We start from the raw sequence: 26,830 nt of genomic DNA, 5'->3' as shown, positions 1-26,830 counted from the left end.
GCACCCTCAACGCTGATCCCGTCATAGACGGAGCAAGGTAATCCGTCCACAACGGACGCAAGGGAGGCACGCCAACCCAATCGTGTACATCGTGGACACTCAACCCGAGCAGTCAGATAACCGCGGCCATGATCGACCGCCTCGTCCACCACGCCGAAGTCATCTCCATGAAGGGAGACAGCTACCGCCTCAAAGACCGAGACCTCGGCCGGGTCCCACCCGCCGCCAAAACCAACGACTGACAACCAATCCGGGTGGGTCAACCTTCACCCGGAACAGCCGGGTCAAAGTTGGGCCGGAGTTGACAATCGAGTCATCGAAAATTCGAAGGGCGGTTTTTCGTTGCTTCCATGCGGCGTGCCGGGGGCCTCGAGAAAGCTGATTCGACGTGTCCAAAACTGGGCCGAAAAGCAGAGTTAAGCAGTGTCCGAACAAGCGGCACCCCATCTGCTGGAGGAGACCCCGCAATGACGCCGACCCACGGTAACGGCTCCCGAGGAGACGACTCCCAGGCGCACGGCCCCACCGATCCCGCGACCGTCCCGATCCCACTGCCCCGGCCACGGCGAACAGCGCGCTTGCGAACTCTGCGCCTCGCGCGGTGCCATCCTCGACCGGCCCGGCCGAGCACCGTCTGGCCGTGCGCTGAAGACGACCAGTGCGAGGGCACTGGCCTGCTCGCCGACTGGGTGCTGACCGCAGTTATCAAGATCGTCACCAGCTACACGCTGCCCGGTCAGAGGGTGCTGCTGCTCGATCCTGCGCCCTGCATCGCACCGCCCGCATCACGGCCAACCGCGGCGGTCGGCAACCGGCCCCGACCCGGCCCGTACGCGGGGTTGCATGAAGCCGGCTGGGCTGTGGCCCGACTCGGCCGCAGCATCCAGACCCGCACCGCCGCCGCGCCCTGTGACCCGATCGACGAACACGCCACCGAGGGACCGACCGAGTCGGAGTCCGGACCCGGACCGACCACCGAAAGTCCGTCCACGGACCGCCGTCCCGGACCGGACTCGACCGCGGCAGGAGACGGTCCGGACCGCTACGACCTGATCGTCACTGCAGCCGACCCGCGCACCCTCGAATGGTTCCGCCCGGCCGATTGTGCCGACCTCCTCGCGGCGAACGGCGTGCTCGCCGTCGTCACCCGTGGTGACCGTTCCGGTGGTCGGCTCGTCGACCCGGCCGGGCTGCTCGTGCGCGCCGCGCGCCACGCCGGACTGCGTTATCTCGACCGGATCGCGTTGCTGCGCGTCCCCGTTCGCGACGGCGCGCTCGCCGTGGCAGGTCCGGCGACGACCACGCGTTCCCAAGCTCCTTCAGGAGGGATGACGACTTCCGCGCGGCACAGCCAGGTGCACGACGACCTCCTGGTCTTCACCAACCTGCGCGCACCGAGCGGCACGACAGAGGGCGAGGAGACCTCGGATGACTAACCGTCCCACGTCGCTGGGGAGTCTCCCTCTGCCGCCGGACGAGCAGCCGTCGATTCCAGCGTTGTCGGTCTGGCCGACGGGGCAACGCGACCCTGCGGCGCAACTGCGCGACAGCGGCTGCGTGCTGGGCACCGACGCCGACACCGACCGGATCCCGCCCGCTGTCGCCGCCTACGCGATCGCGACCTACACCCGACCCGGCGACCTTGTTCTCGACCCGGACTGCGGAGCTGGCACCGTGCTTACCGAGGCGCTGCACGCCGACCGGCACGCGCTCGGGCTGACCACCCGCAACCGGTGGTGGACACTCGCTCGCGCCAACGTGACAGCGGCGAAGACCGCGGGTTATTGGCGCGACGGATCGGTCCTCGACGCACGTCCAAAAGTGCTCGTCACGATCCGCGCCGCCGGACTGGTCGGCCGAGTCGGACTCGTCCTGACCGCCCTGCGCACCGCATCCCGCAACCCGGGAGATCGCACGCCGAGTCCGGACCGCGACCCCGACTCCGCCATCGCCGAGCTCGTCGCGACGCTCTCTTATTGCGAGCCGCTGCTGCGCCCCGGCGGACGCTTCGCCGTCGTCGCCCGCCCCCTTCGCGACCCGCGCGGTTCGCTGATCGACCTGACCACCCAGTTGCTGTCTGCGGCGACCGCCGCCGGTCTCGCACCGGTCGACCGGTGCCTCGCGCTGACCGCCGGACTGCGTGGCAGCCGCTTGGTCACCCGCGCCTCGCTTGCCGAACGCCGCGCCGCCGCAAGCGCGCACCCTATCGGCGTGCCCACCGCTCTTACTGCCCACCACGAGGTGCTCATCTTCCGGCGCGCTTACGATGCCGAACTCGCCACTGTGGTAACCGGCATCCCGCGGCTGTCAGAGAACGGCACCGCCCAGTTCGCCGTCGCGTGTTCCGGCGGGAGGCGAGCGGCATGACCGTCCGCCTGTACTGCCGCGAGTGCGGCCGGTACCCCACGTTTCGCCGCGAGCGTGCGTTCCGCGCTGTCGACCGCAACCTCCGCATCGGCACGCCCCGGCGGAGACTTGTCCACCATTGTGGTCTCGACTGTGGACAAACCTGTTGAAGAGACGGGTCAGCGCTATCCCCGTCGACACCGAAGCAGAGGCTGACGCCGTGACCGGTCACGGCGAATCGGTTGATGCCCGCGGCAACCACATCCAGTGGGCGGCGCTCGCTGCGCACCACGCCGAAACGACTCGTCGGGCCCGTCGCGCGATGGCCGAAGTCGTCCGCACGGGCTACCAGATCGGGCCGCCGCCCGATGGCTACCGCGCCCGACGCATCCGGGTCGCCGACCCCAACGGACACAGCAAACTCCACGCGGTTCTCGTCCCGGACTGGCAGACCGCCGCAGTCGTCAAACAGATCTTCACCTGGCGTGCCGACCACGGCCTGGAAGTTCGCCGCCATCGCCGCGCGACTCAACCGCGACCCGCGCAGTACCCGGCACCTGCGCGCAGCGGACGGTGGAGCGCCAAGGCGGTGCAGCGAATCGTCGCCAACACCAAGTACGCCGGGCGGCAGGTCTGGGTCCGCACCGTCGCCGGCCGCCCCGCGCCGGCGAAGCGGTGGGTCACCTCGGATCCGAAGACGCACGAGTTGCTGGTCGACGACGCACCTTCGACCGTGCTCAGTCTGGTCTCGCACGGCGGCCGCCCGACGCGGTGAACACGACTGATTGCCCACCGCGCACAGCATGAACGCCGAGCGGTGTTCGTCGGTGAAATAGCGATGAACACCGGGGCAAACTAGGACCCCGTCTCATGATCCGCAGACCGGTATTCCCGCTGGAGTGTTCTTCGCTCGGCTTGACACACTTCAACGAGCCGTGACCCGCGGCAGCGCTCGTCAAGGCTCGACAGCCGAGGCCTCGGCTTCCGGATCGTCGGCCAATGAAACTTCCCGCGGAGCAACTACCCCGTACAACTCGTTCGGCGTGCACTGCAGCGCCGTACACAATGCTTGCAGGGTCTCGGTTTTCATCTGTACCGGCTCATTGTTGATCAGCGCGTACACCGACGGTGCGGACAAGGTGAAGTTGGCGCGCCGGGCAAGAAGCTCGCGCAGCTCCTTGCCTGTCCACACTTCTCGGGAGGCCATCACTTGCCTGAGCCGCCATCGAAGCTGCACCGTCCCGCCTTCCCGCAGTCGACCGTCTCCGGCGCCTTTCAGACACCGATCGATACCCAGTCTCCCGGATGAACATCGGGAATCTGGTGGATCTCCCAGCGTGTTCGAGCCGATCCGGCGAAGTGAATCAAATACCGCCTAATTGAGTTGTGTTGCACCTATCTTAGTTAGGTATTACCTTAGTGTGGTGGCGCGCAATGTCGCACCTCTTCGATCTAGGGCAGACAGCCATCGCAGTCCCGGCAGTCCCCGGTGCCGCACGCGGCAAGTGTCGCCGAAGGGAGTGGAGTCATGAACCGAATCAGTGGTTCTGGACAGACACACGTGCAGTGCGGCTGCTGCGGACCTGCCAGCCGAACTGGCGAGAATGCCGGGGCAGGCATGTCCCGCAACTACAACGCCCGCAGCGCGAAAGCCGCAGTGTGCAGCGTGACGTTGCAGGGGTGCTACGACGACACCGCACATCCCATGGGGCGAACATTCACCGACGACCGACAGGACCTCTGCGGACCGCTGCTTCGCGGTCTACGCATCTCGAAGGAAGCGCGGCTCGAGGACTGCATCATCAGAGCCCGCGATGGCGAACGCTGTGGGGAGCGGCGATGACGAGCCCTACGTCCGATGGGGCGGGGCCCGATCCCGCTGTTCCGCTGATGAGAGGCGACGACGGCGCCGTAGTGATTCCGTTCCAGCGCGGCAGCAACAACCAGGGGCGCCGTGTAAGCGAGAGCTGGTGGTACGAGCAGCCGTTCCGCGGTGGGCGGCGTCGCTACACGGGGAACGTCACGTTCATCCGTGGTGCTGAAGGCTCGCGCCTACATGCGGAGCTCGCTGCCGTCCTCGCGGAGTTGCTGCAGTGGGCGCAGCAGCTCCCGGCGAGTCGATCGACAAATGAAAACGACAAAGCGGCCTGAGCTGTGAAGGCAGTCGTCCGGGCGGGGAAGGGTGATCCAGCAGCGTGAACATCGAGGACGACCCGGTGGTGAATCCGCCCGCCCCAGCGATTGAACATCGAACTGCTGGGAACATTCCCGTGTCGGGACCGAGCGGGCTTTCAGACTATGCGGTGTCGCCGCTAGGAACTTCAACCGCGGCACTGATGCGTGATGAGGTGCGTGTCGCTGTTCTTGGCCGTACCTCGACCGAGGACCAACAGGACCCTCGGCAATCGTTGATCCGTCAGGTAGGCAACTGCCGTACCGCCCTACCAGAGTCGTGGGTGATTGTCGCTCACTTCTACGATGTCGAGTCCGGACGGATGGAGTTGGACCAACGCGGACGCGGCGAGAACTACGAAAGATTCGACATCCCGATCGCTCGCGACGGAGGCATTGCCGATCTGCTGGCTGAAGCGGCGCACCCCGGCCGCCGGTTCGACGTGGTGATCTGCGAGAGCATTGCCCGCGTCGCCCGCCGGGCTTACGAGGGCCTGTCCGTCGAACGGGAGCTAGAGCACGCTGATGTTCCGTTGTTCGCCTCCAACGAGCCCATCACTCTCTCGGGCAGCCGAGCGCAACGGGTACTTCAACGGCGGATTAATCAATCCATCGCCGAATACGAAGTACTCAACACCCTCGAACAGTCGTGGGGCGGCCTGTGCACTCACGTCCGCGAGGGCTTCAACATCGGCAAGCCTCCATACGGGTACAAGGCGAAGATCATCCCGCATCCGAACCCTTCGAAGGCCGCCAAGGGGCACACGAAGAGCCGCCTGGAGCGCGACGATATTCGAGCCGAGACGGTCACGCAGATCGCGAACTGGCGCTACCACGAACAGCTTGGATACGGCGAGATCGCTGACCGGCTCAATGCTGACCTGGAGAGCTACCCGCCGCCTGAGCCGCCCGGCGGCAGGCGGGCACGCAAAGCGTGGGGAAAGACCAGCGTCTATGAAGTCCTGCGGAACCCGAAGTACACCGGATACCAGGTCTTCAACCGGCGCGCGCGCCGGTCCAAACAGGGCAAAGTCAACGACCCTGTCAAGTGGGTCTGGTCGCTCAAGCCGACCCATGAGCCGCTGATCCCAAAGTGGATGTACGACGAGCTGAACGCGCGCCGCCGAGCGCGGCGTGGTTCGCGCGGAGACAACGATCTCAACGTTCATCCGCAGACCCTTCGCACTTACGTTCTGCGCGGCATGGTCTTCTGCGGGTGCGGTCGGCGGATGGCGGGCACGGTTCGTCATGAGATGGCGTACTACACATGTTGGCCCAAAGCCAACAATCGCGGTCGGCCGGATACCTACTCGGACCATCCCAAGGCGGTCTATCTGCGTGAGTCAGCCATCCTTGACGCGGTGTCGCGGTTTGTAGCTGAGCGGGTCTTTGGGCCGCGTCGTCGGGAGATCCTCGCCGAAGACCTTGGCGGGCTCGACGACCGCGTTGCGCAGCGACGGCGTGCCGACCGGGAACGGTTGCAGCGTATTCTTACCGACCTTGATCGCCGCCAAGCGTCCATTCTCCGTCAGGCGCAGGACGGTGACCCTGCAGATCCGTTCACGCAGGGACTGCGCGGTAGCTACAACGAACTGGAAACGAAGAAGAAGGAAGCGGTGGCGCTCATCGCCGAGCTTGATGCTGCCGACGAGACCGACCCTGGCAAGCCAGGTGAGGAGAGCATCGCCCTGCTCGATGCCCTGCCTGTCCTCGCGCTGAACCTCGCATACGCACCCGAAGATCAGCTCCGTCGCCTGTTCGAGATTTTGCAGTTGGGCGTTCGCCTGGTCGAGGACACCGACGAGGTGACGATCCAGATCAAGCTTCCGGCCGACGACCTGCCGGAGATCGCCATTCAGGCAGATAGGACCGCTCGAACCATGTCTCCAAAGAACGTAATGCCTGTTCAGCGAACTGGCGGCGCTCGTGAGGATGCTGTACGAGCCTCGTCGGGGGCACCGTTTTCGCCGCGCCCGGGTGTGCGCCGCCTGGTCGGTAAAGGTATGGACCACCCGGTTGGTGCGTTCGGTTGCCGGGCGGGTTTGCTGCTAATCGGGCTTGGGGCCGCCGCGGCGGTGTGCTTCCGCCGTCAGATGGCAGCCGGTCTTTACGCCGAAGCCGGTGTTTTTGACGGTGGCGAAGGGCAGGAGTGCGCCGTCGGGGTTGGAGTACACGACGGTGTGGTTGCCGGGCTGGTTGGTGGAGACTTCGGGAGTGGGGTCGAAGCCGTAGCCTGCGGCGATCTGGCCGACTAGCGCTTGGGCACGGGGCCAGTCGGCGTCAGGCAGGGTGCCCGGCGAGTCCCAGCTGGGCAGGCTCAGCTTGACACCGTCGGAGCCGACATCGAGGTAGCCCTTGCCGCAGGCGTCGCCCCTGAGCGGGGTTTCTTGTTTCCAAGTGCGGCCGAATTCGGCGGTGAGCCGGTCGCGGATGGCGGTGGCCATGGCGGTGTAGGTGGCCTTGGCCTGGTCGATGTCGGGGAGCTTCATCAGTTGGACGTAACCCTCGGCGACCTCGGGGGCTTTCCGGCCGCAGCCGCCGGTCAGGGCTAGTGCGAGGGCCAGTGCTGTGAGGCAGGCGGCGGATCGAGGGGGCAAGGGCATGAGACGTTTCTACCGTCTTCCGGGCCGTTGACAGTCGAACTCGGCCGATCCATGAGCAGCGGGTCAGCAGGTTACCGGGCGCGGCGGCCCCGCAGTTCGACCAGCCAATCCCGTACCTGGCTGTCGTCGTGCAGGTAGTCGCCGCCGGGGCCGTGGCGCAGGTCGATTCCGCAAAGAATGTCCAAGGCCCACCAGTTCAGCTCATCCCACGACAGACTGTCGTCGGTCAGCCAGCGGCAGGCCCATCGATCGACAGCGTCGCGGGCCATGCGTCGTTCGAGAAGCGCAACGAAATGTGCCTCGATCTCGTCGAGGTCCGGCTGCTTGCCAGCGGTCACTCGACAACCGTATGCGATGGGATCAGTGCACCTGGAGCACCAGCCGGAACCACAGGATTCCGTGGTGCCACCGGTTCGACGCGTGCATACGGTGCGCCCAACGGAGGCCGCCGGTCCTCCTCGCCGTGGTTGGGCCACAGGGACATCGCGCGTTCGGCTTGGGCAGTGATCGTCAGGGATGGGTTGACGCCCAGGTTCGCGGAGATTGCCGAGCCGTCGACGACGTGGAGGCCTGGGTGGCCGTGGATGCGGTGGTAGGGGTCGAGGACACCGGTTGCCGGGTCGGTGGAGATGGCGCAGCCGCCGATGAAGTGGGCGGTCATGGGGATGTTCAGGATTTCTCCGGTGGTGCCGCCGGCGATTCCGCCGATTTTCACCGCGACGCGGCGGGCCGCATCGTTTCCGGCGGGGATCCAGGTGGGGTTCGGTTCTCCGTGGCCGGGGCGGGACGTCAGTTTGTGCCGGCCGGTGCGGGTGCGTTTGCTCGACACCGTGATGGAATTGTCCAGGGTTTGCATCACCAGCAGGATGATGGTGCGTTCGGACCAGCGGCGCGGCGAGAACCAGGTGAGGTTGCGCGGGTTTTTGGCGAACGCGCCGAGCCAGGTGAGCCAGCGCGGGACTGGCTTGCCGCCGTCGGTGAGGGCGGTTTGCAGCAGCGACATCGCATTGCTGCCTTTGCCGTAGCGGCATGGTTCGATGTGCGTGTGCTCGTCGGGGTGGATGGACGACGTGATCGCGACGCCGTGGGTGAAGTCGACGTCCTTGCGTTTCGATTTCGCGCCCAGGATGGATTCCGAGTTCGTCCGGGTCAATCGGCCTAGGCTGGCGGAGATTCGGGGCAGTGCGCCGGTTTCGCGGGCTTGGTGGAGCAGTTTCTGCGTGTTGTAGGTGCCTGCGCTGAAGATCACGTCGCGGGCGAAGAAGGTGCGCACGTTTTTGCGGCGGCGCGGCGATTTTCCAGTGCGGACTGCGGTGACGAGGTAGCCGCCGTCTGTGGGGCGGACGTCGACCGCTGTGGTCATGGGGATGATGTTCGCGCCGCGTTTTTCGGCTAGGTAGAGGTAATTGCGGTCCAAGGTGTTCTTCGCGCCGACGCGGCAGCCGGTCATGCAGGAACCACATTCGGTGCAGGTTTTGCGGGCTGGTCCGGCGCCGCCGAAGAATGGGTCTGGTACGGCGGTTCCGGCGGGGGTGTTCTTGTCGCCGAAGAAAACGCCGACTGGGGTGAGCCGGAAGGACGAGCCGACGCCCAGGTCGTCGGCGACTTCGCGGAGTACCTCGTCAGCCTTGGTGACAGTGGGGTTCTGGGTGACGCCGAGCATCCGGCGGGCCTGGTCGTAGTGCGGTTTCAGTTCGGCTTGCCAGTCGGTGACGTGCGCCCATTGCGGGTCCTCGAAAAACGGTGCGGGCGGTTCGTAGAGGGTGTTGGCGTAATTCAGGGAACCCCCGCCGACGCCTGCGCCGCCGAGGATGACGACGTCTCGGAGCAGGTGGATGCGCTGGATTCCATAGCAGCCGAGCCGCGGTGCCCACAGGAAATTCCGGACATCCCAAGAGGTTTTGGGCAGCGTCTCCTCGGTACGACGGGGGCCGGCTTCCAGCACGGTGACTCGATAGTCCTTTTCGGACAGTCGCAGTGCGGCTACCGAGCCGCCGAAGCCGGAGCCGATCACGAGGACGTCGGTCTCTTCGCGGGGGTTGTTCATCGTTGTCCTCGCAGACGCGGTGGCGAACTCGTTGCCCGGAGTCTTCCCGCCAGGTCGCGCGCTGGCATCGGTCCGCGGACCGGGAGGTCGGGACCCGACTGGTCCCGCGGCACAAAAATCAGTCGACCGGCCGGAGCACTGCCGGACCGAGCAGCCGGCACGCCAGCAGCGCGACTTCGACGTCGATCCGTCCCTCGGACAGGGGACGGCCGCGTTCCTGCTCGGCCTTGCGCAGCCGGTACTGGATGGTGTTCTTGTGCAGGTGGAGCTCCTGCGCGGCGACCATCAGGCTGCTCCCGCTCGACAGGTACGCCCACACCGTCTCGCGCATCCGGTGGTGCCCCTCGTCGTCGTCGGCCAGCGCGCCGAGCACCGACTGGACCCAGCCCGCGACCGCCGACGGATCCGCCGCGACCAGCGCCAACGGTCCGAGTTGCGCCGCCGCGGTGACCGGGCGCGGCTGGGTTCGCTCGGTCATCTGCGCGACGGCTTCGGCTTGCCGGGCCTGCTGGTGGGTGGTGCGGAACCCGGCCAGCCCGCTCGCCGGGTCGCCCAGCGCGACGCGCACCGGATCGGGTGAGCCGGCGAGCGCGGCGGACACCGCGTCGAGGTCGAGCGTCGCGGCCGGGAACCAGGCCCACACGGTCGAGGCGTCCGGGGCGACGACCAGCGGCGTGGCGCCGAGGGCGTTCGCGAGCAGGGCCGCATGCCGTTCGAGGGTGGTCAGCCGGGTGCTTTCGTCCAGCTCAGGGCCGCACCACAGCACCGCGCCGACGTGCCGGTCCGAGAGCGCGTAGCCGAGGGTCTTCTCGACGTCGGCGGTGTCGACGGGCTTGCCGGACAGCGCTGCCTGCACCTTCGCGAGCCGGGCCGCGTTGCGGTGGCGCAGCCAGGTGTCGCGTTCCAGCTGGTAGGCCTCGACGACCTCTTCGGAGATCTTGTCGATGTAGGTGAAGGCGACCTGCGACAGCTCGGTGGCGGCGACCGCGACGTCCGCGGCCTCCACCGGCTCGGCGGCGATCCGGGCGATCATCTCCTGCTGGAAGGCCGCCTGGCCGAGCCGGTACGCGCGCAGCATCGCGGTGATCGGCACCCGCCGCTGGGCCAGCCGCCGGGCGAACTCCAGCGCGACCGGCGGTGCCCCCACGTCGACCGGTTCGGTCGCGCCGCCCAGCACGCTCAGCGCGGCGACCAGGTTCTCCCGGACCGTGCTGTCCAGCAGCTCGGCGGCCTGCGCGTCCGGTGCGAGCGAGGGCAGTTCGGCGGAGACCTCCGCCACGATCCGCGCGCGGAGCAGCGCGAGCTCGGCCAGGACCGAGTCCGCGACCTTGGCCAGCGTGGCGGCAGCCGTCGACGTCACAGGCAGCACCGTACGCCCGGTTCGTGCCCGAGACCCAACGCAGCCGGGCGTTTCGGTTTCGCGCACAGTGTCCCGCCGCCCGCGAATTCCTACCTTCAGGAAAACGACAGACCCGCGTGGAGGCCGCCATGAAGAAGTACCGCCTCGCCGGACCGAACGGCGAAACCGCCTGGCACGACCGAAAGCGGCACCTGTGGCTGCTCGGGCTCGTGGTGCCGCTGCTGCCGTTCGGCGCGATCGGACTGCACGCCGCGACCGGATCCGACGCCGTGCTGTGGCTCGGCCCGCTCGTCGTGCTGGTGCTCGTGCCGCTGATCGACCTCGTCGCCGGATACGACCACACCAACCCGCCGGACGAGGTGATGGAGGCGCTGGAGGAAGACCGCTATTACCGCTGGATCACCTACCTGTTCCTGCCGTTGCAGTACGCCGGTTTCGTGGCGGGTGCGTGGATGCTCGCGCGCGGCGAACTGTCCGTCGGGGGCAAAATCGGCCTCGCGCTCACGCTGGGCACGGTCGCCGGAATCGCGATCAACACCGCGCACGAACTCGGCCACAAACGGGAAAGCACCGAGCGCTGGGCCGCGAAAATCGCGCTGGCGCAGTGTTTCTACGGGCATTTCTACATCGAGCACAACCGCGGCCACCACGTCCGCGTCGCCACTCCGGAGGATCCGGCGTCGAGCCGGCTGGGCGAAAGCTTCTACCGTTTCTGGCCGCGCACAGTCTTCGGTTCGCTGCGCAGTGCCTGGGGTGTCGAGCGGAAACGGTACGCCCGCAAGCAAACTCACCCGTTCCGCCTCGGCAATGACGTACTCAACGCGTGGTTGATGAGCGTGGTGCTGTGGGGTGTGCTGATCGCCTGGCTCGGCGTCGGGATCCTGCCGTATCTGGTGATTCAGGCGGTGTTCGGGTTCTCGCTGCTGGAGATCGTGAATTACATGGAGCATTACGGGATGCTGCGCAAGCAGGTCACCCACGGTGCCAAGCTCCGGTACGAGCGGGTCACTCCGGCGCATTCCTGGAACTCCAACAATGTCGCGACGAATGTGCTGCTGTACCACCTGCAACGGCACAGCGATCACCACGCGAACCCGACGCGCCGGTTCCAGACTTTGCGCGACTTCAAGGAAAGCCCGGTTCTGCCGACCGGCTACACCGGGATGATGGTCGTCGCGCTGGTCCCGGCGTGGTTCCGCAAGGTGATGGACCCGCGCGTCTACCGGCACTTCGACGGCGACATCCGGCAGGCGAACGTGCAGCCGGGCAAACTCCCGTCGCTGCTGAAGAAATACCCGGTCGTCGCCGCTGCCGCGGACGAACCCGTCGCGGACACGCGGGCAAAGCTGGCCGACGACGTGGACGCCGCGCGGTGCCCTGGCTGCGGCTACATCTACCGGGTCGCGGAGGGCAACGAACTGGAGGGCTTCGCCGCGGGAACCGCGTGGTCGGAGATCCCGGACGACTGGACGTGCCCCGATTGCGGCGTGCGCGACAAGGTCGACTTCGTGCCTGTGGTGCGGGAGGCGGCGTGATGAAGATCGTCGCGGATCACGGCAAATGCGAGGGCCTCGGCATGTGCGAGGCGATGGCCGATCAGTTCTTCGAGGTCGGTGACGACGGAGTGGTGCAGGTCCTCGACGAGACCCCGCCCGAGGCGGATCGGCACTTCGTCGACGCGGCGGTGCGCGCGTGTCCGGTCGCGGCGTTGCGGCTGCAGGATTGAGGTCCGGTGGAGACGGAACTGCTCGGGCGGGCGGGGTCGGGCGACCAGGCCGCGTTCGCCGTCATCTACCAGGAACACGCGCCGCCGGTCTTCCGCTACCTGCGGCTGCGGGTTCCGACGGCGACGGTCGCCGAAGACCTGACGAGCGAAGCTTTCCTGCGCGCGTGGCGGAAACTGCCGGACTTCCGGCCGGACGTCGGCTCGTTCACCGGCTGGCTGTACACGATCGCCGACAACCTGCTGCGCGACCACCGCAAATCGGCCCGCTACCGGCGTGAACTCCTCGACGGGAAAGACCACGACGGACCGGACCTCCGCGGCGGAGCCGACCGGCTCGCGCTGGCCCGCATCGAAGCGGCGGCGCTTCGGCGATGCCTGGCCGACCTCAGCGAACCGCAGCGCGAGTGCGTGCGGCTCCGGTTTTTCGCCGGACTGTCCGTCGCCGAGGTCGCCGAAACGATGAACAAGAACCCCAACAGCATCCGGGCGCTGCAGCACCGTGCGGTGCGCACGCTCGCGACGCTGCTGGCCGAGACCGAGAAGGCGTGAGGGCATGCACGGATTCCTCGAGATTTTCAAGATCATGGGACCACTGCTGGTGCTGATGCTGTGCCCGATCTGGCTTCCGCTGCTCGGAATGCTGATCGGGAAGCTCTCGGACGCGTTCTCCGGCGGTGGCAAGCGGGTCGAGCCTGCCCCGCGGGTGGTGCGCGCTGAGGCAGGGAGCCGCGTTGGGCGGTGAGGTATAGCCGGGCAAACATGTCTCGGGCGGCAAAGAGCATTGGTCAGGCATTCCGGACTTTCTTAGCCTGACAGCGGGTCGAAGGTGCCGGACACCCGCTCAAAGGAGAGCCGAGATGACCGAATGCCAGCCTGTCACTGCCCAGCCGCCGTCCGGTCCGGTCATCGGCGAGCACAGCGACGACGGTTTGCTGCGGTTCCGCGGCGTGCGGTACGGCACCGCCGAGCGGTTCCAGCCGCCGCTGCCTGCCGAGCCTCGCTCCGACGCCAGCCTGCCCGGGCCGATCTGCCCGCAGCTCGGCTCGCGTCTGGAAGCCGCGATGGGGCCGCCGCGGGATGAACCGCCGCAGTCCGAGGACTGTCTCAACCTTGCCGTCGTGACGCCTGCGCTGACCGGCTCACGTCCGGTGCTGGTATGGCTGCACGGCGGCGGTTTCCTGAGCGGAGGCGGCACCCTTCCCTGGTACGACGGAGGACGGCTCGCCGCGGACGGCGACGTGGTGGTCGTGTCGGTCAACTACCGGCTCGGGGCGTTCGGCTATCTGGTCTGCGACGGCGTCAGCGAGGGGAATCTCGGCCTGGCGGACCAGGCGCTCGCGCTTGAATGGGTGCGCGACAACATCGCGGCGTTCGGCGGTGACCCGGGCAACGTCACCCTCTTCGGGCAGTCCGCCGGCGCGCTGTCGACGCTCGCCCTGTTGTCCAAACCGGACAGTCGGCCGCTCATCCGCCGGGCGATCGTCCAGAGTTCCCCGGACCCCGGGATCATTCAGAAACGTGCGACGGCGCTGGAGATCGGCCAGTATTTCGCCGACGCGGTCGACGGCGACCCGGCCACCGCTTCGGTGGACCAGTTGCTGGCCGCGCAGCTGCGTACGCTCCGATGGAACGCCGCGAAGGACCCGACGTCGACCCGGCCGCCGTTCGGGCTGGTCGATCTGGACGTGCGGCTGTCCGATCCGTTGCCGGACTTGATGATCGGATACACCACGCGGGAGTGCGCGGCGTTCGCGATCGGGCTGCCGGACGAGGCGATCCGGCAAGCGATCCTGGATCAGACCGATCCGCTTTTCGGTCGTCCGGCGCGTGAGCTGGCACAGCAGTACGGCGCGTACTCCTACGAATTCGACTGGGCTCCGGAACACGGCGGTTACGGAGCGATCCACTGTCTCGAGCTGCCGTTCCTGCTGGGCACTCCGGAATCCTGGCGGGGAAGCCCGATGCTGGGCGAAACCAGCTGGGCCGAGGTCGAACGCCTCGGTGCTCAAATGCGCTTGTGGTGGACGGAATTCGCGCGATCGGGCTCGCCAGGACCGCGGAGCAGCGTCCGGATCGGGAATTCCCTTCAGACACTGGAGAACACGCCATGAGCAAGAGCATTCATTGGCCCGTCGTCCTGCTCTGCTTCCTCGCTGTCCTGCTGGACGGCTTCGACACCGCCGCACTCTCGTTCACGATCCCGACGCTGTCGCATGAATGGGGTGCGGTTCCCGCCGCCTTCACCCTGCCGTTGGTGCTGACCAACATCGGGGTCGTCATGGGATACCTGGCCGCGGGTTACATCGGTGCCCGGATGAAGGCGCGGTCGGTCGTGCTCACCGGCGTCCTGATCTTCGCGGGCGCGACCGTCCTGACCGCTGCGATCCTGCACCTGAAGTCCATGCCAGTCTTCGCGGCGGCACGCCTGGTCACGGGGCTGGGCCTCGGGCTGGTGCTGCCCGCCGGGGTGTCGCTCGCGACGAAACACAGCGCGGAAGGCCGCCGGGAACTGGTCTCGGTGGCGGTGACCCTCGGGCTCGCTTCCGGGAGCAGCCTCGGCGGGTTCTTCGGCGGGAAACTGCTGCACAGCGTCGGGTCCGCCGGGGTCTTCTACGTCGCCGGGCTGGCTCCCTTGGTGCTGGCCGCGGTCATGGCCGTGGTGCTGCCCGGTCGCGAGCCCTCGGTGGAGAGCAGCGCGAAGCAGGAAGCCAAGGTGAGCAGGCTGTTCGGACCGGGACTGCGCCTGCCGACGTCGCTCATCTGGGCGTTCTCGTTCCTCATCTTCATCACCGCGTACGTGCTGATCTCTTGGGTTCCGACGCTGCTCACCGGATACGGTTTCGCGGCTGGAAAGGCCCCGCTGGGACTCGCGTTCCTCACCCTGGGCGGCATCGCGGGCGGCTTGGTGCTGATCCCGCTGGCCGCGCGGATCGGGATCGCCCGTGCGCTGATCCTGATGCCCGCGATCGGGGCGGTGTGCATGGTCCTCGTCGCGACCGTGCCGGTTGGCGAGACGCTGCTGTTCGTGCTGCTGGCCGGTGCCGGTTTCGGGGTCACGGCCGGGCAGATCGGCCAGCTGACCCTCGCGGTTTCGATCTATCCCGCCCACACGCGCACCACCGGCGTCGGCTGGGCCGCGGCGCTGGGGCGGATCGGGTCGATCGTCGGACCGGGCGTCGCGGGGTTGTTGCTCGCGCTGGCGTTGTCGGCGCAGACGATCGTCCTGGTGACCGCCGTTCCGGTGCTGGTCGCAATCGCTTGCGCGGTCGGGTTGAGCCGGGTGCGGTCGAAGGCGAGGAGGGAACGCGATGGCGCACTGGTTCGATCTCGGTGACGTCGCGGTCGTTCCGCTCGTCGAGGACGAGCGGCTGCTGATCGAGCCCGGGGAGTTCTTCCCGGGACTCGAGCCGGACCTGTCCGACTGGTACGCCCAGGAGCCGTGGTTCGACCGGACGGCGGGGAAGCTGGTCTTCGTCATCCAGTCGTTCCTCGTCTGCTCGGCGGACGAGGTGCTGGTGGTCGACGCGTGCGTCGGGGCGGGGAAGGAGCGCCAGCGCGCGGAGTTCGACCACCTGCCGGACCGATGGATGCGGCAGTTCCTCGCGACCGGGCTGCGGCCCGCGGACGTCGACGCGGTGGTGTTCACCCACTTGCACACCGATCACGTCGGGGCCGTCACTGTGCAGCGGGAGCCGGTGTTTCCGGACGCCCCGCACTTCGTGGTCGAGGAGGAGCTCCGGTACTGGTCGAGCGAGGTTGGCGGGGCGGCGATGCGCCGGACTGGGGACTACCTGACCGACAGCGTGCTGCCGATCGAGCAGGCTGGCCAGCTCAGTTTTGTCGCCCCGGACGCGGTAGTCGGCAAGCACGCCGAACTCGTACCCGCTGCTGGGCACACGCCGGGGAACGTGTGCGTGCGGGTTCGCGGCAGTGCCGGGACCGTGCTGCTTGCTGGCGACACGATGCACCATGGGGTGCAGATCCGGCATCCGGAGCTGAGCACGAGGTACTGCGTTGATCCGGAGCAGGCGGCACGGGTCCGGAGCCGCCTGCTTGCGGAGGCAGAGGATTCGGTCCTGCTCCCGACGCACTTCCCGGCACCCTCGGCGGGGCGGGTCCGGCGCGGCCGGGACGGGCACGGCTTCGAGTTCGCCGCCGATCTGCTCCGGTCCGGGCAGTTCCGCTACCGGGAGTAGCCGCTCAGCCGGGTACCGGGTCGACCCGGCGGCGGAGCAGGCAGAACACGTTCCCCTCCGGGTCCGCCAGCACGTGCCACGACTCCTCCCCGGTCTGCCCGACGTCGGCGGGCCGCGCGCCGGCCGCGAGCAGGCGTTCCAGTTCGGCGTCCTGGTCCCGGTCGGTCGGGTTCACGTCCAGGTGCAGCGGCAGTTTCGCCGGTTTCGGGTCGGTGCTGCGGCTGAGGATCAAGGTGGGCTGCGGGCCGCCGAAACCGGCTTCGGGCGGGCCGATCTCGAGGTCTTCGCCGTCCCAGCCGAGTTCGACGTAGCCGAGGACTTCGCACCAGAAATCACCCATCCGTTGGGGGTCGGCGCAGTCGAGGACGAGTTCGGTGATCCGGCAGGCCATGTGCGCGAGCTTAGGGCCTACGCGCACCCCAGCCCAGCGAATTCCGGTTTGTGCGCGCGGAGAGATCTGCCGCCCCGGATTCGTCCGCGCGCACGAACGTACTGCCCGGGAAACCTCCTAGGGTCGCCAGCAGCGAGGCGAGGAGGCAAGCATGCGGACACTGCTGCGTGGCGGTCGCGTCATCGACCCGGCTACGGGCTTCGACGGTACGGCTGACGTGCTGGTATCCGACGGCGAGGTGATCGCGGTCGGACCGGGACTGCCGAGCGCGGACGACCAGGTCGAGATCGACGTCGCCGGGTACATCGTGGGACCGGGGTTCATCGATCTGCACAGCCACGTGCATTCGATCGCGGGACAGCGGCTGCAGGCGATGGACGGCGTCACGACGGCGCTCGACCTCGAGGCCGGGCTGATGCCGGTCGAACGGGCCTACGCCGAGGCCGCCGCGGCGGGGCGTCCGCTGCACTACGGCTTCTCGGCTTCGTGGGGTTCCGCGCGGGCGAAGGTGCTCGCGGGCATCGAGCCGGACGCGAACATCAACACCGGGCTTTCCGTGCTCGGCAATCCGGCCTGGCAGCGGTCGTCGTCGAAGACCGAACTGGCCGCGTGGCTGTCCCTTGTGGAGGGTGAGCTGGCGGCGGGCGCGCTCGGCGTCGGCGTGCTGCTCGGGTACGCGCCGGCCAGCGATCCGGCGGAGTTCCTGGCCTTGGCGAAGCTCGCCAAGCAGGCCGAGGCGCCGACGTACACGCACGTCCGCGAGCTGGTCGAGGTCGATCCGGGCACGCCTGCCGACGGGTCGGAGGAGATCGCGATCGTCGCGGCCGAGACCGGTGCGGCGATGCACCACTGCCACGTCAACAGCACTTCCGGACGGCACATCGACCGCGTGCTCGCCGCGCTGGAGTCGGGCCGTTCCGCCGGGTCGCGGGTGACGGTCGAGGCCTATCCGTACGGTGCGGGCAGCACCGCGGTCGGCGCGGCTTTCATCTCGCCGGAGCGGCTGAAGATGAAGGGCCTCAACCCGTCGCGGGTGATCCTGCTGGAGACCGGCGAGCGGATCGCGGACGAGGGCCGGTTGCTGCAGGTTCGCGCCGAAACGCCGGGTGCGCCGTGCATCCTCGAGTTCCTCGACGAGCAGGACCCGGTCGACCGCACTCTGCTGCACCAGGCGCTGGCCTTCCCGGACTCGATCGTCGCGAGCGACGCCATGCCGGTGTACTGGCAGAACGGGGCGAACGAATCCACTGAATGGCCGTTGCCGCCGGGAGGGGCGACGCATCCGCGGACCGCGGGGACGTTCTCGAAGTCGCTGCGGCTGATGGTGCGCGAAGCTGGGGCCTGGACCTGGCTGGAGGCGTTCCGGCGCTGCTCCTACCTGCCGGCGCGGGTGCTCGACGAGGTCGCACCCGGTGCGCGGACCAAGGGCCGGTTGAACGTCGGCGCGGACGCGGACATCGTCGTCCTCGATCCGGCCACGATCACCGACACCGCAACGTATTTCGACGCGACCCGGCCCGCGGTCGGCGTGCGGCACCTGTTCGTCGCGGGCACCCCGGTGGTGCGTGACGGGCAGCTGCTCACCGACGCGTTCCCCGGCCAGCCGCTGCGAGGTGAGCCGCGATGACCGAGTTCAATGTGGACGCTCTGCTCGCCGACATCGAAACGTTGGTGTGCTGTGAATCCCCATCGTCCGACCTCGACGCGGTGGCACACAGCGCGGACGTGCTGACCGGCGTCGGCAAGGCATTGCTTGGCGTGGAGCCGGAGCGGATCGTCCTGGATGGACGGACGCATCTGCGCTGGCGATTCGGTGACGGTCCGCCGCGGGTCCTGCTGCTCGGTCACCACGACACGGTCTGGCCGATGGGCTCGCTGGAGACGCATCCGTTTTCCGTGCAGGACGGGGTCTTGCGCGGTCCGGGCTGCTTCGACATGAAGACCGGCGTCGTGATGGCGCTGCACGTCGCGGCTTCGCTGGCAGACCGAAGTGGACTGTCCATTTTGGTCACCGGTGACGAGGAGCTGGGTTCGCCGTCGTCGCGGGGACTGATCGAGGAAGAGGCGCAGGGCTGCGCGGCGGCGTTCGTGCTGGAGGCTTCGGCGGACGGCGGCGCGATCAAGACCCGGCGCAAAGGCGTGTCCCACTACCGGATCGAGGTGATCGGACGTGCCTCGCACGCCGGTCTCGAGCCGGAGAAGGGGATCAACGCCGGGATCGAGATCGCGCATCAGGTGCTCGCGGTCGCCGCGCTCGCCAGCCCGGAGCGGGGAACCAGTGTCGTGCCGACGGTGCTTTCGGCTGGTACCACGGTGAATACCGTTCCCGCCGCAGCCGCGGTTGAGGTCGACGTACGCGTGTGGGACGAGGAAGAACAGCTTCGCGTCGACCGTGCGGTGCGCGCGTTGGAAGCGGTGCTGGAAGACGCGCAAGTCCGGGTCACCGGCGGCATCAACCGGCCGCCGCTGGACGCGGTCTCGTCGGCCGCGTTGTACGGTCTGGCCAAGGAATTGGCCGTAGAACTGGGCTTGCCGGAATTGACCGAGGCGGCCGTCGGCGGTGCTTCGGACGGCAATTACACCGCCGGGCTGGGCGTGCCGACGCTCGACGGTCTCGGTGCGGTAGGCGGCGGCGCGCACGCCGATCACGAACATGTCCTGGTCGAGGAATTGCCGCGGCGGACGGCGTTGCTGGCCGCGCTGGTGGAGAACGTGCTGACGAAGGGGAGTCCGTCGGTTCCGACGAATCCGGCGGACGATTCTGGTCGAGCACGACGGTGACTCTTCGGGGGAAGCCGGGAAAGGATCATCCCGTGACGAATCTTGCGATGAACACGGAAAGACCCGTCGCGGCGGAAACGTGCGACGAGGCGGTCGCGGCCGCTCAGGCGGCGGCCGCCGCTTCGGGGGTCGAAGTCCGGGAAATCACCGAGATCGCGGAAATGACCGCGGTGGGGGTGCTGTTCGAGACGATCTGGCGCTCCGCGCCAGGAACCCGGCCGGTGACCACGGAACTGCTGCGCGCGCTGTCGTCGGCGGGGAATTACGTGGCAGGTGCGTTCGCCGACGGGGAAATGCTCGGCGCCTGCGTCGGCTTTTTCGGAAACCCCGGAAAAGGCAGCCTGCACAGTCACATCGCCGGAGTTTCCAAGGCCGGTGCCGGTCGCGGAATCGGGTACGCGCTGAAATTGCATCAGCGCGGCTGGGCGCTGGCGCAGGACGTTTCGGCGATCAAATGGACCTTCGATCCGCTGGTGCGCCGCAACGCCTATTTCAACCTCGGCAAACTCGGCGCGCTCCCGGTGCGGTATCTGCGGGACTTCTACGGGCCGATGGCGGACGGCATCAACGGTTCCGGCGACACCGACCGGCTGATGGTGTCCTGGGACCTGGCCAGCCCGTCCGTGCGGACCGCCGCGTTCGGCGAACCGATCCGCACGGACGCGAAGGTTTTGCTCGAGCAAGGCGCGGCAGTAGCGCTCGAAGTGGCCGCGGACGGCGGTCCGGCCGACGGCAAAGCGGACGCCCCGGTGGTGCTCGTCGCCGTCCCGCCGGACATCGAAGGCTTGCGCGGCACCGATCCCGGCCGGGCGGACGCGTGGCGGGCCGCGCTGCGCGAATCTCTCGGCGGGCTGATGGCCGACGGCGGCCGGGTGACCGGCTTCGACCGAGCCGGCTTCTACGTGATCTCCAAGGAGGAGCAGTGAAACTCAGCGGTGTGGAACTGCGCCGGGTGCAGATGCCGCTCGTCGCCCCGTTCCGGACTTCGTTCGGCACCCAGTCCGTGCGCGAGCTGTTGCTGCTGCGCGCGGTCACGCCAGCCGGCGAGGGCTGGGGCGAATGCGTGACGATGGCCGGGCCGGTGTACTCGTCGGAGTACAACGACGGCGCGGAACACGTGCTGCGGCACCACTTGATCCCGGCGCTGCTGGCCGCGGAAGACATCACCGCGGCGAAGGTGACGCCGCTGCTGGCGAAGTTCAAGGGCCACCGGATGGCCAAGGGCGCGCTGGAGATGGCGGTGCTCGACGCCGAACTCCGCGCGCACGAACGGTCGTTCGCCGCCGAACTCGGCTCGGTGCGCGATTCCGTGCCCTGCGGCGTTTCCGTCGGGATCATGGACACCATTCCGCAGCTGATCGACGTCGTGGGCGGATACCTCGACGAGGGCTACGTGCGGATCAAGCTCAAGATCGAGCCCGGCTGGGACGTCGAGCCGGTGCGAGCGGTCCGCGAACGCTTCGGCGACGACGTGCTGCTGCAGGTCGACGCGAACACCGCCTACACCCTCGGCGACGCACCGCAGCTGGCCAAGCTCGACCCGTTCGGCCTGCTGCTGATCGAGCAGCCGCTGGAAGAGGAGGACGTGCTCGGCCACGCCGAACTCGCCCGGCGGATCCAGACGCCGATCTGCCTCGACGAGTCGATCGTGTCGGCGCGCGCGGCGGCGGACGCGATCAAACTGGGCGCGGTCCAGATCGTGAACATCAAACCCGGCCGCGTCGGCGGTTACCTGGAAGCGCGGCGGGTGCACGACGTGTGCGCGGCGCACGGGATCCCGGTGTGGTGCGGCGGGATGATCGAGACCGGCCTCGGCCGGGCGGCGAACGTCGCGCTCGCCTCGCTGCCGAACTTCACCCTGCCCGGCGACACCTCGGCGTCCGGCCGGTTCTACCGGACCGACATCACCGAGCCGTTCGTGCTGGACGGCGGGCACCTGCCGGTGCCGACCGGACCGGGACTCGGCGTGGCGCCGATTCCGGACCTGCTCGACGAGGTGACCACGGCAAAGGTGTGGATCGGTTCGTAGCCCGCTACGAATTCCGGAGGTAGATTTGGTCGAATCGGACCAGCCGGTCCGGGCGAGGCCGGATCTACCTTCGGGGGGTGCTGACACCGGTGCCGAGCAAGCCGCACACGAGTCTGGGACGCGTCCTCGAAGCGCTCGGGGACGTGCTCCTCGAACCGGTCGCGGTCGGCCGCGACACGCGCCGCCACCTCGGCGGGGTGGTGATCCACGATCCTCACGACGACGCGGAGTTCCCGGCGCAGGCGGTGGTCCTCGGCGTCGGGGTCCGCGAATCCGACGAGATCGTGCAGCTCATGCACGCCGTCGCCGCGCGCGGGGCGACCGCGCTGGTCGTGCGGTCGCCGGTGGCCGCCTCGACAGAACTCGCGCGGGCGGCTAATTCCTCCGGGGTCGCGCTGCTCGGGCTCGCCAGTGGCGCGTCCTGGGCGCAGCTGGCCGCCATGCTCCGCACGCTGCTCGCGGAGGGCGACGTCGGCGACGTTTCCCCGCAGACGCTCGGCGGGATGCCGTCTGGCGACCTTTTCGCCCTCGCCAACGCCATCGCCGCGCTGCTCGACGCGCCGGTCACCATCGAGGACCGCAACTCGCGCGTGCTCGCGTTCTCCGGCCGTCAGGACGAAGCCGACCCCTCGCGCGTCGAGACGATCCTCGGCCGCCAGGTGCCCGAACGGTTCACTCGCGAGCTGGAGAAGGACGGCGTTTTCGAGCGGCTGTACCGCGATCAGGGCCCGGTTTACGTCTATCCGGGAGACGGCTACGACAAGAAGATCGTCATGCCTCGCGCGGCGCTCGCGGTCCGGGCCGGCGACGAAGTGCTCGGGTCGATTTGGGCCGCTGTCGACAAAGAGCTAAGCGAAGAACGTACCGCGGCGTTGATCGACGCTTCGAAAATCGTTGCGCTGCATATGCTTCGGCTCCGCGCGGGTGCCGACGTCGAACGCCGGTTGCGGGCCGATCTGGTCAGCACCGCGCTCGAAGGCGGCTCCGGTGCGCAGGAAGCCATCGCGCGGCTCGGGTTGCTGGGACAGCCGACGATCGTGCTCGCCATGGGCTTGCTCGAGGTGCCCGACGACGACCTCCGGCTGGTCGCGGAACGCCAGCGGGTCGCCGACGCGTTCGCCATGCACCTCAGCGCGGTCCAGCCCCGATCGGCGGTAGCGCTGGTCGGCGACGTCGCCTACGGCATCGTCCCGATGCCCGGGAACCACGGCGATTGCCGCGAACGCTCGGTACGCGTCGCGTCGACCTTCCTGGAGCGCACCGGCCGCCGGGTCGCGGCGGCGATCGGCATCGGCCCGCTGGCTCTCGACGGATCCGGGTTGCGCGCGTCTCGCGACGGGGCCGACCGTGCGTTGCGGGTGTTGCTCACCAACGGCGGCTCGAAGCGGGTGATCGCCGCCGAGGACGCGCACATCGAGGCGCTGATGCTGGAGCTGGCCGACCTTTCCGCGGCGCGCGGCGACGTCGCGACGGGGCCGATCGCGCGCTTGCTGGAGTACGACACCAAACATCAGTCCCAGCTCGTGCACACGTTGCGGTGCTGGCTCGATTCGTTCGGGGACATCAGCGCGGCTTCGGCGGCGGCGTACGTGCATCCGAGCACGTTCCGGTACCGGTTGCGCCGGCTCGCCGAGGTCGGCGGGATCGATCTCGACGATCCGGGGGACCGGTTCGCGGCGATGGTGCAACTGCACTTGCTGCCGCGCATCGAGAAGCCCGAAGAGGCCTGAGTCTTGCTCTCCTGACGGGAAACGGACCGCGACCTTCCCGCGAACGCAGCAACCCCGGCACCGGCCCCCGCCGAGACAATGGGAGACCGGCAGGCGGCGATTCCCGGTTCACGCCAAGAACTTCCTGCCCGAAGTGTCCACTGTAGACAGGAGGGTCATGGCTACCGCATCCGAAACGATCGCCCGCCGCGCCGAGGAGGTCGGCGTCGAGGTCCGGCTGCACGCCGCCGAGGTCGACGGGACCCGAAGTCTCGGCATCGGCGAGGACGTCCCGGTCGTCCCCGCGTCGGTGTTCAAGGTCCCGATCGCGCTGGAGCTGGCGCGTCAGGCCGCCGAAGGAACGCTCGATCTGGGCGCCCCCGTCACCGTCGAACCCGGGCACCCGACGCCGAGTCCGTACGGTCTCGCCACCTTCCGCCACGAAGTCCGGATGTCCTGGCACGATTTGGCGATCCTGATGATCGGAATCAGCGACAACGTCGCCACCGACCTGATTCTCGCCGAGGTCGGCAAAGACGCGGTGAATAGCACGTTGCGCCGCCTGGGATTCACACAGACCGTCGTGCCGCAGGACTGCGGCGAACTGCTCGCCACGATCGGCGAAGATCTCGGCGTCTCGTACGAGGACGACGAACGGGCGCTCGCCGAACTGACCTACGAACAGGTTTCCGGGTTGCGCGCGCTGCAACCGGAAAAGTCCTGCCGCACCACCGCCGCCGAAATGACCCGCTTGCTGGGACTGATCTGGCGCGGCGAAGCGGCCGCGCCGGAGGCGTGCGCGGACGTCCGCCGCTGGATGGAACTGCAGGTGTGGCCGCATCGACTGCGTTCCGGCTTCCCGGACGACGGGATCCGCACGAGCGGCAAAACCGGCACGTTGCCCGCCGTGCGCAACGAGGTCGGAGTGGTCGAGTACCCGGACGGCGGCCGGTACTCGGTCGCCGTGTTCACCCGCGCCGAGGACTCCCGCTCCCGGGTGCCCGAGCGCGACGCGTTCATCGGTTTCGCCGCCGCGACGGCGGTGGAGTCGCTGCGCACGGCCTGATTCGTCGGAGCGGAGGAACTTTCCCCGCGCTCTCCTCGGTCCGGACGAACAAGTGACGTCCGCCACCGACCTAGCATTTCCGAAACGCCGGTCCACCATCCCTCGGACAGAAGGTGCGCATGTCGAAAATTTCCGAAATCGAGACCTGGCTTCAGGAGAATTTCGCCGCTTTGCTGGCCAAGCATCAGGTTCCCGGAGCCGCGATCGCGGTGCTCGCCGACGGCGAGGTGATCGACCACGCGGCGGGCGTCGTGAACAAGGGCACCGGCGTGGAGTCCACTGTGGACTCGGTATTCCAGATCGGGTCGATCACCAAGGTGTGGACGACCACGCTGGCCATGCAACTGGTCGACGAGGGCAAGCTGGACCTCGACCGGCCGGTGCGGGATTACCTGCCGGAGTTCGTGCTCGGCGACGACGAGGCCGCGGCGGCGATCACCGTCCGCCAGCTGACCTGTCACACCGCCGGTTTCGAAGGCGACATCTTCACCGACACCGGACCCGGCGACGACTGTGTGGAGAAGCTCGTCGCGACGCTGTCTGACGTGCCGCAGCTCTTCCCGCCGGCTGAGCGGTTCTCCTACAACAACGCCGGTTACTGCGTCCTCGGCCGCGTCATCGAGGTGCTGCGCGGCAAGTGCTGGGACGACTGCGTGCGCGACCACCTCTTCGCGCCGCTCGGCCTGACCCACGCGGCGTCCGGTCCGTACGACGCGATCCGCTACCGCGCCGCGATCGGTCACGTCACCCCGAAGCCGGGCGACGACCCGGTGCCCGCGCCGGTCTGGGCGCTCACCCGCTCGAACTCGCCCGCCGGCTCGACGCTCGCGATGCGCCCGCGCGACCTGCTGACCTTCGTCCGAATGCACCTGAACGACGGCAAGGCCGACGACGGCACCCAGGTCCTGCAGCCGGAGTCGCTGCTCGCGATGCGCGAACCGCAGGTCGACGTGCCTTACCTCGGCATGTCCGACCACTGGGGGCTCGGCTGGATGCTCTTCGACTGGGGCGGCGGCAAGGTGATCGGCCACGACGGCGGCACTATCGGCCAGTCCGCCTTCCTGCGCGTGGTTCCGGAGAAGGGCGTGGCCGTCGCGCTGCTGACCAACGGCGGTCAGCCGATGCACGTGTACCAGGAGATCTTCACGAAGCTCCTGGACGAACTCGCGGGCGTCACCGTTCCGGCGCGGCTCGAGCCGAATCCCGCCGCCGCTCCGGCCGACTTTTCCCGCTACGTGGGCGAGTACACGTCGATGGTCGCCGACACCGTCGTCACCGAGGAGGACTGCAAGCTCTGGATGAAACGCACCCCGAAGGGAATCTTCGCCGAGATCGGCGCGCCTTCGGGGAAGGAAGAACTGCTGCCGTGCCAGGGCGACACGTTCGTCGCGAAGACCGAGCAGATGCCGGGTGTCTACATGGCACACGCGTTCGTCGGGGACGACGGCAACGGCCGCGCGCAGTTCCTCCACACTGGACGCGCGGACCGACGGGTCTCCCGGTGAGCGGGATCCGCGAGCAGATTGAGGCCGTCTTCGCCGACGCCGGCGCGGAAGGGTTCCTGCACGCCCGGGAAATCGGCGTGCCGGGCCCGGAGGTGTCGGCGGGCGGGGACGACCCGGTCGTCCTCGCGTCGGTGTTCAAGATCCCGGTGGCGCTCGCCTACGCCCGCGAGGTCGCCGCCGGACGGCTGGACGACACCGAACGGACGAAGGTGACCGCGCGGTACCGGATCGGCGGCATCGGCACCGCGGGCTGCGCCGACGACGTCGAGATGAGCTGGCGCGACCTCGCGCACTTCATGCTCACGATGAGCGACAACGCCGCGACCGACGTGCTCTACCACCGGCTCGGCCAGGAAACGGTGGACCGGGTGCTGAGCGACCTCGGCCTCGAACGCACCCGGCTGATCGGCTGCTGCGAGGACCTGTTCGCGTCGGTCGTCTCCGATCTCGGCGGCACGCCGGAGTCCGATCTCGAGGCGCTGCTCGGCGGGGCCACGCCGGAGCAGCTGGACAAGCTGGCGGTCCGGGATCCGGAACGCACCACGTCGTCCACGCCGCGCGAGATCACCGAATTGCTCGACGCGATCTGGACCGACCGCGCGGGCGAACCCGAAGCGTGCGAACGGGTCCGCACGATCATGGCGCAGCAGATCTGGCCGCACCGGCTGTCGTCGGGCTTCCCGTCCGGGGTGGCGATCGCGGCGAAAACCGGGACGCTGCCCGGAATCCGCAACGAAGCAGGCGTGGTGACCTTGGGGGACGGCCGCCGGTTCGCGGTCGCGGTGTTCACTCGCGCGCATTCTCTCGAAGACCGCCTTCCCGCGGTCGACGCGTCCATCGGCGCCGCCGCCCGGCTGGCTGTCGACCACCTCCAGAGCGCGACCCCGTAGGAGAAATCC

At 68.3% G+C, this 26,830-nt stretch carries 25 protein-coding genes and 1 pseudogene; 21 read left to right on the top strand and 5 right to left on the bottom strand.

Features of this window, described 5'->3' with window-relative positions; genetic code table 11:
* Positions 1-116: 116 nt before the first annotated feature.
* The 4 genes and pseudogenes from PUT80_RS34210 to PUT80_RS34195 all read left to right on the top strand — a co-directional run.
* Positions 117-242 (top strand): annotated as a pseudogene (locus tag PUT80_RS34210) (ATP-binding protein); the annotation flags it as partial.
* Between the two features lie 618 nt (positions 243-860).
* A complete protein-coding gene (locus tag PUT80_RS34205) occupies positions 861-1,436 on the top strand; it encodes a hypothetical protein (RefSeq protein ID WP_275294607.1) in 576 nt (191 codons plus the stop codon).
* Positions 1,429-2,367, top strand: coding sequence for a DNA methyltransferase (locus PUT80_RS34200; RefSeq protein WP_275294606.1), 939 nt, complete (start codon positions 1,429-1,431; stop codon positions 2,365-2,367). The genes PUT80_RS34205 and PUT80_RS34200 overlap by 8 nt, the downstream gene beginning before the upstream one ends.
* A 199-nt stretch (positions 2,368-2,566) precedes the next feature.
* Positions 2,567-3,121 carry a recombinase family protein gene (locus PUT80_RS34195; RefSeq protein WP_275294605.1) on the top strand — a complete coding sequence of 185 codons (555 nt, stop codon included), beginning with the start codon at positions 2,567-2,569 and terminating at the stop codon, positions 3,119-3,121.
* A 180-nt stretch (positions 3,122-3,301) separates the two neighbouring features.
* Here PUT80_RS34195 and PUT80_RS34190 read toward each other — a convergent pair whose 3' ends face one another.
* Complete coding sequence (locus tag PUT80_RS34190; RefSeq protein ID WP_275294604.1) at positions 3,302-3,583, bottom strand: helix-turn-helix transcriptional regulator; 282 nt, start codon at positions 3,581-3,583, stop codon at positions 3,302-3,304.
* 653 nt (positions 3,584-4,236) lie between these two features.
* Here PUT80_RS34190 and PUT80_RS34185 point away from each other — a divergent pair.
* Complete coding sequence (locus tag PUT80_RS34185; protein WP_275294603.1) at positions 4,237-4,497, top strand: hypothetical protein; 261 nt, start codon at positions 4,237-4,239, stop codon at positions 4,495-4,497.
* A 44-nt stretch (positions 4,498-4,541) separates the two neighbouring features.
* The gene (locus PUT80_RS34180; RefSeq protein ID WP_275294602.1) at positions 4,542-6,773 is read left to right on the top strand and encodes a recombinase family protein; all 2,232 of its coding nucleotides are present in this window, start codon (positions 4,542-4,544) and stop codon (positions 6,771-6,773) included.
* Between the two features lie 419 nt (positions 6,774-7,192).
* Here PUT80_RS34180 and PUT80_RS34175 read toward each other — a convergent pair whose 3' ends face one another.
* The 3 genes from PUT80_RS34175 to PUT80_RS34165 all read right to left on the bottom strand — a co-directional run bounded on the left by PUT80_RS34175 (position 7,193) and on the right by PUT80_RS34165 (position 10,528).
* Positions 7,193-7,459, bottom strand: coding sequence for a hypothetical protein (locus PUT80_RS34175; RefSeq protein WP_275294601.1), 267 nt, complete (start codon positions 7,457-7,459; stop codon positions 7,193-7,195).
* On the bottom strand, positions 7,456-9,168 hold the full coding sequence (locus tag PUT80_RS34170; protein WP_275294600.1) for a GMC family oxidoreductase: 1,713 nt from the start codon (positions 9,166-9,168) through the stop codon (positions 7,456-7,458). The genes PUT80_RS34175 and PUT80_RS34170 overlap by 4 nt, the downstream gene beginning before the upstream one ends.
* Positions 9,169-9,286: 118 nt before the next feature.
* Positions 9,287-10,528: a helix-turn-helix domain-containing protein gene (locus PUT80_RS34165; RefSeq protein WP_238604241.1), complete on the bottom strand. Its 1,242-nt coding sequence runs from the start codon at positions 10,526-10,528 to the stop codon at positions 9,287-9,289.
* 128 nt (positions 10,529-10,656) lie between these two features.
* Between PUT80_RS34165 and PUT80_RS34160 the strand changes: the two genes are divergently transcribed.
* The 7 genes from PUT80_RS34160 (at position 10,657) to PUT80_RS34130 (ending at position 16,450) form a co-directional block, all read left to right on the top strand.
* Entirely contained in the window at positions 10,657-12,063 is a 1,407-nt protein-coding gene (locus PUT80_RS34160) for a fatty acid desaturase (protein WP_275294599.1), read from the top strand.
* Complete coding sequence (locus PUT80_RS34155) at positions 12,063-12,254, top strand: ferredoxin (RefSeq protein WP_200864442.1); 192 nt, start codon at positions 12,063-12,065, stop codon at positions 12,252-12,254. Before PUT80_RS34160 ends, PUT80_RS34155 begins: the two co-directional genes overlap by 1 nt.
* A 6-nt stretch (positions 12,255-12,260) precedes the next feature.
* Positions 12,261-12,803, top strand: a complete 543-nt coding sequence (locus PUT80_RS34150; protein WP_275294598.1) for a sigma-70 family RNA polymerase sigma factor — start codon at positions 12,261-12,263, stop codon at positions 12,801-12,803.
* A gap of 4 nt (positions 12,804-12,807) precedes the next feature.
* Positions 12,808-12,996: a hypothetical protein gene (locus tag PUT80_RS34145; protein WP_275294597.1), complete on the top strand. Its 189-nt coding sequence runs from the start codon at positions 12,808-12,810 to the stop codon at positions 12,994-12,996.
* Positions 12,997-13,111: 115 nt separating this feature from the next.
* Positions 13,112-14,365 carry a carboxylesterase family protein gene (locus PUT80_RS34140; protein WP_275294596.1) on the top strand — a complete coding sequence of 418 codons (1,254 nt, stop codon included), beginning with the start codon at positions 13,112-13,114 and terminating at the stop codon, positions 14,363-14,365.
* Positions 14,362-15,588 (top strand): MFS transporter, encoded by a 1,227-nt coding sequence (locus tag PUT80_RS34135; RefSeq protein WP_275294595.1) that lies wholly within the window; start codon positions 14,362-14,364, stop codon positions 15,586-15,588. Before PUT80_RS34140 ends, PUT80_RS34135 begins: the two co-directional genes overlap by 4 nt.
* Positions 15,563-16,450 carry an MBL fold metallo-hydrolase gene (locus PUT80_RS34130; RefSeq protein ID WP_275294594.1) on the top strand — a complete coding sequence of 296 codons (888 nt, stop codon included), beginning with the start codon at positions 15,563-15,565 and terminating at the stop codon, positions 16,448-16,450. The genes PUT80_RS34135 and PUT80_RS34130 overlap by 26 nt, the downstream gene beginning before the upstream one ends.
* Positions 16,451-16,454: 4 nt before the next feature.
* Here PUT80_RS34130 and PUT80_RS34125 read toward each other — a convergent pair whose 3' ends face one another.
* Positions 16,455-16,841: a VOC family protein gene (locus PUT80_RS34125; protein ID WP_275294593.1), complete on the bottom strand. Its 387-nt coding sequence runs from the start codon at positions 16,839-16,841 to the stop codon at positions 16,455-16,457.
* A gap of 151 nt (positions 16,842-16,992) precedes the next feature.
* On the opposite strand from PUT80_RS34125, the gene PUT80_RS34120 reads away from it, so the two are divergent.
* The 8 genes from PUT80_RS34120 (at position 16,993) to PUT80_RS34085 (ending at position 26,821) form a co-directional block, all read left to right on the top strand.
* Positions 16,993-18,468 (top strand): amidohydrolase family protein, encoded by a 1,476-nt coding sequence (locus tag PUT80_RS34120; RefSeq protein ID WP_275294592.1) that lies wholly within the window; start codon positions 16,993-16,995, stop codon positions 18,466-18,468.
* A complete protein-coding gene (locus PUT80_RS34115; RefSeq protein ID WP_275294591.1) occupies positions 18,465-19,622 on the top strand; it encodes a M20 family metallopeptidase in 1,158 nt (385 codons plus the stop codon). The genes PUT80_RS34120 and PUT80_RS34115 overlap by 4 nt, the downstream gene beginning before the upstream one ends.
* Positions 19,623-19,669: 47 nt before the next feature.
* Positions 19,670-20,548 carry a GNAT family N-acetyltransferase gene (locus tag PUT80_RS34110; RefSeq protein ID WP_275294609.1) on the top strand — a complete coding sequence of 293 codons (879 nt, stop codon included), beginning with the start codon at positions 19,670-19,672 and terminating at the stop codon, positions 20,546-20,548.
* Entirely contained in the window at positions 20,545-21,651 is a 1,107-nt protein-coding gene (gene menC / locus PUT80_RS34105) for an o-succinylbenzoate synthase (RefSeq protein ID WP_275294590.1), read from the top strand. The genes PUT80_RS34110 and menC overlap by 4 nt, the downstream gene beginning before the upstream one ends.
* 77 nt (positions 21,652-21,728) lie before the next feature.
* Positions 21,729-23,381 (top strand): helix-turn-helix domain-containing protein, encoded by a 1,653-nt coding sequence (locus tag PUT80_RS34100; protein ID WP_275294589.1) that lies wholly within the window; start codon positions 21,729-21,731, stop codon positions 23,379-23,381.
* Between the two features lie 157 nt (positions 23,382-23,538).
* On the top strand, positions 23,539-24,426 hold the full coding sequence (locus PUT80_RS34095) for a serine hydrolase (protein WP_275294588.1): 888 nt from the start codon (positions 23,539-23,541) through the stop codon (positions 24,424-24,426).
* A 119-nt stretch (positions 24,427-24,545) separates the two neighbouring features.
* Entirely contained in the window at positions 24,546-25,931 is a 1,386-nt protein-coding gene (locus PUT80_RS34090) for a serine hydrolase domain-containing protein (RefSeq protein WP_275294587.1), read from the top strand.
* On the top strand, positions 25,928-26,821 hold the full coding sequence (locus PUT80_RS34085) for a serine hydrolase (protein WP_275294586.1): 894 nt from the start codon (positions 25,928-25,930) through the stop codon (positions 26,819-26,821). The genes PUT80_RS34090 and PUT80_RS34085 overlap by 4 nt, the downstream gene beginning before the upstream one ends.
* Positions 26,822-26,830 lie beyond the last annotated feature (9 nt).

The sequence above is a fragment of the Amycolatopsis sp. La24 genome (genome assembly GCF_029087445.1).
Lineage (GTDB): Bacteria > Actinomycetota > Actinomycetes > Mycobacteriales > Pseudonocardiaceae > Amycolatopsis > Amycolatopsis nivea.
Note: the sequence above shows the minus strand (reverse complement) of the source record. Positions and strands in the feature narration are given on the sequence as shown.

Coding starts and splice junctions, on each gene's coding strand:
- PUT80_RS34200 (WP_275294606.1), top strand. CDS start 1,429: ATGACTAACCGTCCCACGTCGCTGGGGAGTCTCCCTCTGCCGCCGGAC.
- PUT80_RS34185 (WP_275294603.1), top strand. CDS start 4,237: ATGAGAGGCGACGACGGCGCCGTAGTGATTCCGTTCCAGCGCGGCAGC.
- PUT80_RS34170 (WP_275294600.1), bottom strand. CDS start 9,168: ATGAACAACCCCCGCGAAGAGACCGACGTCCTCGTGATCGGCTCCGGC.
- PUT80_RS34160 (WP_275294599.1), top strand. CDS start 10,657: ATGAAGAAGTACCGCCTCGCCGGACCGAACGGCGAAACCGCCTGGCAC.
- PUT80_RS34155 (WP_200864442.1), top strand. CDS start 12,063: ATGAAGATCGTCGCGGATCACGGCAAATGCGAGGGCCTCGGCATGTGC.
- PUT80_RS34145 (WP_275294597.1), top strand. CDS start 12,808: ATGCACGGATTCCTCGAGATTTTCAAGATCATGGGACCACTGCTGGTG.
- PUT80_RS34140 (WP_275294596.1), top strand. CDS start 13,112: ATGACCGAATGCCAGCCTGTCACTGCCCAGCCGCCGTCCGGTCCGGTC.
- PUT80_RS34135 (WP_275294595.1), top strand. CDS start 14,362: ATGAGCAAGAGCATTCATTGGCCCGTCGTCCTGCTCTGCTTCCTCGCT.
- PUT80_RS34130 (WP_275294594.1), top strand. CDS start 15,563: ATGGCGCACTGGTTCGATCTCGGTGACGTCGCGGTCGTTCCGCTCGTC.
- PUT80_RS34125 (WP_275294593.1), bottom strand. CDS start 16,841: ATGGCCTGCCGGATCACCGAACTCGTCCTCGACTGCGCCGACCCCCAA.
- PUT80_RS34120 (WP_275294592.1), top strand. CDS start 16,993: ATGCGGACACTGCTGCGTGGCGGTCGCGTCATCGACCCGGCTACGGGC.
- PUT80_RS34115 (WP_275294591.1), top strand. CDS start 18,465: ATGACCGAGTTCAATGTGGACGCTCTGCTCGCCGACATCGAAACGTTG.
- PUT80_RS34110 (WP_275294609.1), top strand. CDS start 19,670: ATGAACACGGAAAGACCCGTCGCGGCGGAAACGTGCGACGAGGCGGTC.
- PUT80_RS34095 (WP_275294588.1), top strand. CDS start 23,539: ATGGCTACCGCATCCGAAACGATCGCCCGCCGCGCCGAGGAGGTCGGC.
- PUT80_RS34090 (WP_275294587.1), top strand. CDS start 24,546: ATGTCGAAAATTTCCGAAATCGAGACCTGGCTTCAGGAGAATTTCGCC.